General features: G+C 73.4%; 8 protein-coding genes and 1 pseudogene. 3 read left to right on the forward strand and 6 right to left on the reverse strand.

The window, feature by feature from the left end; all coding sequences use genetic code 11:
- Positions 1-433: pseudogene (locus FV233_RS26860) on the forward strand (MFS transporter); the annotation flags it as partial.
- Here the strand turns inward: FV233_RS26860 and cobD are convergent.
- The gene (gene cobD / locus FV233_RS26865) at positions 426-1,454 is read right to left on the reverse strand and encodes a threonine-phosphate decarboxylase CobD (RefSeq protein WP_147899331.1); all 1,029 of its coding nucleotides are present in this window, start codon (positions 1,452-1,454) and stop codon (positions 426-428) included. The pseudogene FV233_RS26860 and the gene cobD overlap by 8 nt on opposite strands.
- Here cobD and cbiB point away from each other — a divergent pair.
- A complete protein-coding gene (cbiB, locus tag FV233_RS26870) occupies positions 1,446-2,429 on the forward strand; it encodes an adenosylcobinamide-phosphate synthase CbiB (protein WP_147899332.1) in 984 nt (327 codons plus the stop codon). The genes cobD and cbiB overlap by 9 nt on opposite strands.
- A 115-nt stretch (positions 2,430-2,544) precedes the next feature.
- Positions 2,545-3,459, forward strand: coding sequence for an NAD(P)-dependent oxidoreductase (locus FV233_RS26875; protein WP_147899333.1), 915 nt, complete (start codon positions 2,545-2,547; stop codon positions 3,457-3,459).
- Between the two features lie 4 nt (positions 3,460-3,463).
- On the opposite strand, the gene FV233_RS30665 is transcribed toward FV233_RS26875, so the two are convergent.
- The 5 genes from FV233_RS30665 to cobU all read right to left on the reverse strand — a co-directional run bounded on the left by FV233_RS30665 (position 3,464) and on the right by cobU (position 7,760).
- On the reverse strand, positions 3,464-3,640 hold the full coding sequence (locus tag FV233_RS30665) for a hypothetical protein (protein WP_187277872.1): 177 nt from the start codon (positions 3,638-3,640) through the stop codon (positions 3,464-3,466).
- Between the two features lie 101 nt (positions 3,641-3,741).
- Positions 3,742-5,088, reverse strand: coding sequence for an MFS transporter (locus tag FV233_RS26880; RefSeq protein ID WP_147856733.1), 1,347 nt, complete (start codon positions 5,086-5,088; stop codon positions 3,742-3,744).
- Positions 5,089-5,167: 79 nt separating this feature from the next.
- Entirely contained in the window at positions 5,168-6,610 is a 1,443-nt protein-coding gene (locus FV233_RS26885; protein ID WP_147899334.1) for a cobyric acid synthase, read from the reverse strand.
- Between the two features lie 23 nt (positions 6,611-6,633).
- Positions 6,634-7,236 (reverse strand): cob(I)yrinic acid a,c-diamide adenosyltransferase, encoded by a 603-nt coding sequence (gene cobO, locus FV233_RS26890; RefSeq protein WP_147899335.1) that lies wholly within the window; start codon positions 7,234-7,236, stop codon positions 6,634-6,636.
- Positions 7,233-7,760: a bifunctional adenosylcobinamide kinase/adenosylcobinamide-phosphate guanylyltransferase gene (gene cobU, locus FV233_RS26895; RefSeq protein ID WP_187278241.1), complete on the reverse strand. Its 528-nt coding sequence runs from the start codon at positions 7,758-7,760 to the stop codon at positions 7,233-7,235. The genes cobO and cobU overlap by 4 nt, the downstream gene beginning before the upstream one ends.
- Positions 7,761-7,781: the final 21 nt, after the last annotated feature.

Raw genomic sequence — 7,781 nt, forward strand, 5'->3', positions numbered from 1 at the left:
GTTCGGGGTGATCGGGGTCTGCGGCGCGTTCGTCGCCCCCGTGTCGGGTCGCTTCACCGACCGGAGCGGCGCCCGGCCCGTGGTGCTGGGCGGCAGCCTGATGGTCGCCCTGTCGTTCCTGGTGCTCTGGGCCGGGGGCACGTGGTCTCTCGTCGCCGTCGGGCTCGGCGTCCTGTTGATCGACATCGGCATGAACGGCGCGCTCATCGCCAACCAGACCCGGGCCTACGCCCTGGTGCCGGGGGCCCGGGGCCGCATCAACACCGTGCTGTTCACGACCCTGTTCGTGTTCGGGGCGCTCGGCGCCTTCGCGGGCTCGCAGGCGTTCCTGATGGTCGGCTGGCCGGGCGTCTGCGCGGTGGGCCTGGTCTTCTCGGCGCTGGCCGTGCTGGTGGCGGCCCGCGACCGGCATGGGCCGGCGGCGCCTATTTGAGCACCCGCGACAGGCGGCACCACGCCGCCTTCCCGGCCGGCAGGCCGAAGCGCAGGCGCTCGGGCCGCTCGGGGAAGCGCCGCACGGCGATCCCGGCTTCCGCGAGCCGCCGGTACAGGCCCGGTCCGTCGGGGAAATCGGCGGTGCGGAACAGGCTGGTGCCGCCGATGACGGTGCCGCCGCCGCGGGCGATCAGCCGGTCGAGGCGGCCCGCATCCGCGGCCCGCGCCCGGGCGGTCTCGGCCCGCCACGCCGTGTCCGACAGGGCCGCCCGCCCGATCGCCAGGGCCGGCCCCGACACCGCCCAGGGGCCGAGCGCCGTACGGATCCGGCCCGCCGTCCCGGAATCCGTCACCGCGAAGCCGAGGCGCAGGCCGGCGAGCCCGTAGGTCTTGCCGAAGGAGCGCAGCACCACGAGCCCGGGTTCGACATGCGGGCACAGGCTCGACACCGGCTCCAGATCCGCGAAGGCCTCGTCGGCGACCAGCAGGCCGCCGCGCGCGCGCAGGGCTTCCGCCAGGGCGAGCCGCTCGGCGAGCGGATGGGTCCGCCCGTCCGGGTTGTTGGGATCGACCAGCACCGCCACGGGCGCGTCGCCGACCGCCTGGATCCCGTCGACCTGCGCCACCGCGTGGCCGGCCCGCGCCCAGGCGGCGGCATGCTCGGCATAGGTCGGGCCGATGACCGCGACCCGGGTCGGGGCCACCAGCCGGGGCAGGGTCTCGATCAGGATCTGGGTGCCGGGTGCGGGCACGACCTCGGCGGCGCCCGGAGCCCCGTAGGCCGCCGCGGCAGCCTCCCGCAGGGCATCGACCTCGGCGGCGGCGGGAAGCCGCGTCCAGGCGCTGGCCTCCACCGGCGGCACGCGATAGGGGACCGGATTGATCCCCGTCGAGAGGTCGAGCCAGGGTTCCGGCGCGTCGGGAAAGGCGTTCCGGAGCCCTCCGAGATCGCCGCCATGAGGGATGACACCCGGGATCGCCCCCGGCCTCGGAGCGGGATTCCAGAAACGATGCTCCATCCGCCCGACACGCTCGCCATCCTCGCCCTCGCCCTCGGGATCGAGGCGGCGTCCGGTTACCCGGACGCGCTCTACAGGGCCATCGGCCACCCTGTCACCTGGATCGGCCGTCTGATTTCTTGGCTGGAGCGCGGCTTGAACCGCGGCTCCGAGCGCCGCCGCCGGGTCGCCGGCTGCGGCGCGCTGCTGCTTCTTCTGGCGGTCACGGGGCTGCCGGCCTGGGCGCTCACCGGGCTCAGCCTCTGGGCCGGCCCCCTCCCCGCCCTGCTGCTCCTCGGCCTGCTCTGCGCGAGCCTGCCGGCGCAGCGCAGCCTGAACGACCACGTCGCGGCCGTGGAGACCACCCTGCGCGACGGCGGCCTGGAGGCCGGCCGCCGGGCGGTGTCGATGATCGTCGGGCGCGACCCGGACCAGCTCGACGGGCCGGCGGTCTGCCGCGCCGCGATCGAGAGCCTGGCGGAGAATTTTTCCGATGGGATCGTGGCGCCGGCCTTCTGGATCGGGTGTCTCGGCCTGCCCGGCGGCGCGCTCTACAAGGCGATCAACACCGCCGACAGCATGATCGGCCACCGCAGCCCGCGCTATGCGGCCTTCGGCTGGGCGGCGGCCCGGCTCGACGACCTGGTGAACCTGCCGGCCTCCCGGCTCGCCGGCCTGCTGATCGTCGGGGCGGCCGCCCTGCGCGGCGCCGACGCACGCGGCGCGCTCCGGGCGATGGCCCGCGACGCCGGCCACCACCGCTCGCCCAATGCCGGCTGGCCCGAGGCCTCCATGGCCGGGGCGCTCGGCCTGCGGCTCGCCGGCCCGCGGGTCTATGACGGTACCCTCGTCCCCGACGCCCATATGGGCGACGGCCGGGCCGAGGCCACGGCCGACGACATCGCCCGGGCGCTGACCCTCTATCGCACGGCCTGCCTGATCCAAGGGGGGCTCGTCCTGGCGCTGCTCGCCCTCTGGCTCGTCGCGATGGGCTGACCCGACGGTACGGCCTGCGCCAGGGCTCTGGTTTGCATCATCTTTTTCCGAAAGCCGGCACCCACCTTTCGGGAGGATGCGCTACGCCGGGTTGAGCGGGACTAAGGAGAAGCCGATGCGCGCGGTGTTCGTCGATGCCAGCGAGACCCTGGCGGCGGTGGCGCGCCGCCTGCTGCGGCCGGACGATCCCGCGTTCGCGATCAACCTCCAGCCCGACATCGCCCCGGAGGACCTGCCCGCCCGGCTCGCCGGCGCGGAGATCGCGGTGATCGACCACACCGCCCTCCCGGTCGACGTGGCCCGCGCCTGCACGGGATTGCGGCACGTGGTGTTCCTCGGCACCGGCGCCCGCAGCTACATGGACCCGGAGGCGCTCCGGGCCGCATGCGGCGTCACGGTCCATACGATCAAGGGCTACGGCGACACCGCGGTCGCGGAATGCGCCTTCGCGCTGATGTGGGCCGCCGCCCGGGGCCTGCCCGAGATGGACCGGGCGATGCGGGCGGGGCGGTGGCTGCGCACCGAGGCGATCCAGCTCACCGGCAAGACCGTCGGGCTGATCGGCTTCGGCGGGATCGCGGCCGAGATGGCGCGGCTCTGCAACGGCGCCGGCCTGCGGGTTCTGGCCTGGAACCGGACCCCGAAGACGCATCCGGGCGTCGCGTTCGTACCCTTGGAACGGCTGCTGGCCGAGAGCGACGTGGTCTCGCTCCACCTCCTCCTGACCGACGAGACGCGCGGCTTCCTGTCGGCCGCGCGCATCGCCGCCCAGAAGCCCGGCGCGATCCTGATCAACACCGCCCGGGGCGCGGTGATCGACGAAGACGCCCTCGTGGAGGCGCTCCGCGCCGGGCGGATCGCCGGGGCCGGGCTCGACGTGTTCACGGTCGAGCCGCTGCCCCCCGACCACCCGCTCGCGGGCCTGCCGAACGTAGTCCTGTCGGCGCATTCGGCCTTTCGTACGCCCGAGGCCAGCGACAACCTGATCGGCGCCGCCCTCGACCATTGCCGGCGGATCGCCGCCGGCTGATCCGTCAGTGCTCCGTGCCCGGCATGTTCTGGCGCGGCGCGCCGCCGTGATCGCGGATCACGCTCGAGCGTTCCGGCGAACCCTTGGCGTCGGCGACCTGTTTCCGGGCCGCGGCGGCCAGGAACCAGACGCCGCCCAGAGTGCCCAGGGCGAGGATCAGAAGCGGAATGCCTTCGCTCATTGCGGTACCCTCATCGATGATGTCCCGCGGGAGCGCGAGGTCGCATCATCGTGCCGGATTGAGCGGCACGATGAAGGATAACGCGCGATGCCGACCGATGTTCAGGCGGCGCGGGGCCTCGTCGTCGTCGCGCGCTTGGCCGCATCCCGCCGCAGGGCGGAAAGCACCACGAACATCGCCCCGGCTCCGATCGCCAGGCAGGCGGACAGGAACAGCATCGGCACGAGGTCGCTCTTGGTTTGGTCGCGGATGAACGGGACCATGTTCTGCGCGACGAAGCCGCCGAGGTTGCCGACCGAGTTGATCGCCGCGATCCCGGCCGCCGCGGTCGCCCCGCGCAGGAAGGTCGCGGGCATCGACCAGAAGACCGGCTGGGCCGAGAACGTCCCGGCCGCCGCCACGCACAGGCACGCGAACTTCACGGCGTTGCCCGGCAGGATGACGCTCAACGCCAGCCCGGTCGCCCCGACCAGCGCCGGCCCGACCACGTGCCAGGTCAGGGCGTTGCCCTGGGCGTTGGTGCGGGCTGCGTGGCGGGGGACCCACCACAGGGCGACGGCCGTGGCGACCCACGGGATGATGTTCAGGAAGCCGTTGGTGAGGTTCGAGACGCCGAAGCCCTTGACCACCGTGGGCAGCCAGTAGCCGAGCCCGTAGGCGGCCAGCGGCAGCGAGACGTAGACCCCGGCCAGCATCAGCACGCGCTTGTCGAGGAGCGCCGCGAACGGATTGCCGTGGTCGACGAGGCCGCCGCCCTCGCGCTCGGCCCGGAGGGTCCGGGCGAGCCAGTCGCGCTGGTCCTGGGACAGCCAGGGCGCCGTCTCGGGGCCGTTCGGCAGGATCAGCAGCACGACCACGGTCATCACGATCGCCGGCGCCCCGGTCGCCAGGAACACCCATTGCCAGCCCGCCAGCCCCAGGACTCCGTCGAGGCCGAGCAGCGCCCCGCCGATCGCCGCCCCGACCGCGTTGGCCACCGCGCTGGCGATCATGAACCAGCCGATCATCCGGGCCCGGTGCTCCTGCGGGAACCAGAGGGTGAGCGCGAACAGCACGCCGGGGAAGAAGCCGGCCTCCGCGGCGCCGAGCAGGAAGCGCAGCACGTAGAACATCGCGGCGTTCTGGGTGAAGCCGAGCAGGAGCGTGACGATGCCCCAGGTGAACATGATCCGGGCGAACCAGACCCGGGCGCCGACCCGCTCCAGGAACACGTTGGCCGGCACCTCGAACAGGAAGTAGCCGAGGAAGAACAGCGACGCGCCGAGGCCGTAGGCGGTCTCGCTGAGACCCAGGCTGCCGACCATGTCCAGCTTGGCGTAGGACACGTTCTGCCGGTCGATATAGGCGATCAGGTAGAGGAGGCCGAGCAGCGGCATCAGCCGCACCGTCACCGTGCGGACGGTGCTCTCGGCGAAATCTTCCCCAACCGGGGATTGCGTGGGGGGCATCTGGCGTTCCTCTGGAGCCGTGCGGCCCCTCGTGGCGAGGGCCGGCATTACACAGAGTAATCCCTGGCCCGGCCCTCGCCTACCGGGCAAGCGCCAGCAGCCGGTCGCAGTCGACATGGGCCGCGATGTGTCGCGCCAGGCCGTCGAGGGCCGCCTCGACCCCCGCCTCGTAGCCCGCCCCCTCCGAGACCGTGCCGAGGCGGGCGAGCCAGGCCGCGCGCTGGGCATCGTGCGCGAACAGGCCGTGCACGTAGGTCCCGGCCACCAGCCCGTCCGCCGAGACCGCCCCGTCGGTGCGCCCGTCGGAGAGCCGCAGCAGCGGCCGGGCCGCGTCGGGGCCGTGCGTGGCGCCGATATGCATCTCGTAGCCCGTGAACGGCACCGCGTCGGCCAGGCTCGTGCCGGTGGCCGCGGCCAGCCGCTTGTCCGGTGTCATCACGGTCTCGACGTCGAGGAGCCCGAGGCCCGGCACCGTGCGGGGCGCCCCCTCGATCCCGTGGGGGTCGGCGAGGCTGCGCCCCAGCATCTGGTAGCCGCCGCACAGGCCGAGCACCCGCCCGCCCCGCCGGACATGGGCGCGCAGGTCGACGTCCCAGCCCTCGGCCCGGAAGAAGTCCAGGTCGTCGATCGTGGTCTTGGAGCCCGGCAGCAGCACCAGGGCGGCGTCTGCGGGGATCGGCGTTCCGGGGCGCACCAGCACCACCGACACCCCGGGCTCGGCCCGGAGCGGGTCGAGGTCGTCGAAATTGGCGATGCGCGGCAGCACCGGCACCGCGACCGTGACGGTCCCGGCCGGGCGCGGCCCGGAGCCCGCGAGGCCGAGCACGTCCTCGGCCGGCAGGCGCACGGCCTCGGGGAAATGCGGCACCAGGCCCAGCGGCGCCCAGCCGGTCCGCTCGGCGATCAGCCGCATGCCGTCGGCGAACAGTCTCGGATCGCCCCGGAAGCGGTTGACGATGAAACCGGCGATCATCGCGGCGTCGGCGGGGTCGATCACGGCCTTGGTGCCGACGAGGCTCGCGATCACCCCGCCCCGGTCGATGTCGCCGACCAGCACCACCGGCGTGTCGGTGGCCCGGGCAAAGCCCATATTGGCGATGTCGCCGGCCCGGAGATTCACCTCGGAGGCCGAGCCCGCGCCCTCGACCAGCACGAGATCGGCCTCCGCGGCCAGGTGCGAAAAGCTCTCCAGAACGGCGGGCATCAGCCGGGGCTTCCAGGCCTGGTAGTCGCGCGCCTTCACGGTGGCGACCATCCGGCCCTGCACCACCACCTGGGAGCCGACCTCGCTCTGGGGCTTGAGCAGCACCGGGTTCATGTGCACGGACGGCGCCACCCGGGCGGCCCGGGCCTGGAGCGCCTGGGCCCGGCCGATCTCGCCGCCATCCTGCGTGACGGCGGCGTTGTTCGACATGTTCTGCGGCTTGAACGGCCGCACCGCCAAGCCCCGGTCGGCGAAGGCGCGCGCCAACCCCGCCACGAGCAGCGACTTGCCGACATCGGAGCCGGTGCCCTGGATCATCAGGGCCTTCTTGCGCGCGGGCTTCAGAACTCGATCCCCTCCTGAGCCTTCACGCCGGCCGAGAAGTGGTGCTTCACGCTGCCCATCTCGGTGACGAGGTCGGCGGCCTCGATCAGGGCCGGCTTGGCGTTGCGGCCGGTGACGACCACGTGCAGGTCCGGCCGGCGGGCTTGCAGGGCGGCGACCACGGTGTCGAGGTCGAGATAGTCGTAGCGCAGCGCGATGTTGAGCTCGTCGAGGACGAGCAGGCGGATCGTGGGATCGGCCATCAGGCCCTCGGCCACGGCCCAAGCGTGGCGGCAGGCGGCGATGTCCCGGGCCTTGTCCTGGGTCTCCCAGGTGAACCCCTCCCCCAGCGTGTGCCAGGCGACACGGTCGCCGAAGGCCGCGACCGCGTGACGCTCGCCGGTATCCCAGCCGCCCTTGATGAACTGCACCATGCCGACCCGCCAGCCGCGGCCGAGCGCCCGCAGCATCAGCCCGAGCGCCGCCGTGCTCTTGCCCTTGCCGGGGCCGGTATGGACTAGGAGCAGGCCCTTCTCGACGGTCTTGGCCGCCACCTCGGCGTCCTGCACGGCCTTGCGCTTCTCCATCTTCTCGCGGTGGCGGGTCGCGTCGTCGCTCATGCGGGCACTCCTGGTTTGACGATCAGCGGCAGTCCCGCCACGGTGAGCACGACCCGGTCGGCCCGGGCGGCGAGCCGCTGGTGCAGGCGCCCGGCCTCGTCGCGGAAGCGGCGGGCCAGCGCGTTGTCCGGCACGATCCCGAGCCCGACCTCGTTGCCGACCAGAACCAGCGGCCCCGGCGCCCGCGCGCAGGCGGCGATGAGCCGCGCCACCGCGTCCTCCAGGTCGGTCTCTGCCAGGATCAGGTTGGTGAGCCACAGGGTGAGGCAATCGACCAGGACGGCCCCCTCGGCCTCGGCGACCGCCTCCGGCAAAGCGAGCGGAACGTCGCGGGTCCGCCACGCTCCGGTGCGCCGGGCGCGGTGCTGGGCGATGCGCGCGACCATCTCGTCGTCGAACGCCTGCGCGGTGGCGAGGTAGAGCCACGGGCCGGGGCAGGCCTCGATCAGTCCCTCCGCGTAGGCGCTCTTGCCGGAACGCGCCCCGCCGAGGACGAGGGTCATGCGGGGCGGGATCTGCAGCATGCCCCTCCATCGCCCCAACCC

This window comes from Methylobacterium sp. WL7, assembly GCF_008040085.1.
Classification (GTDB): domain Bacteria; phylum Pseudomonadota; class Alphaproteobacteria; order Rhizobiales; family Beijerinckiaceae; genus Methylobacterium; species Methylobacterium mesophilicum.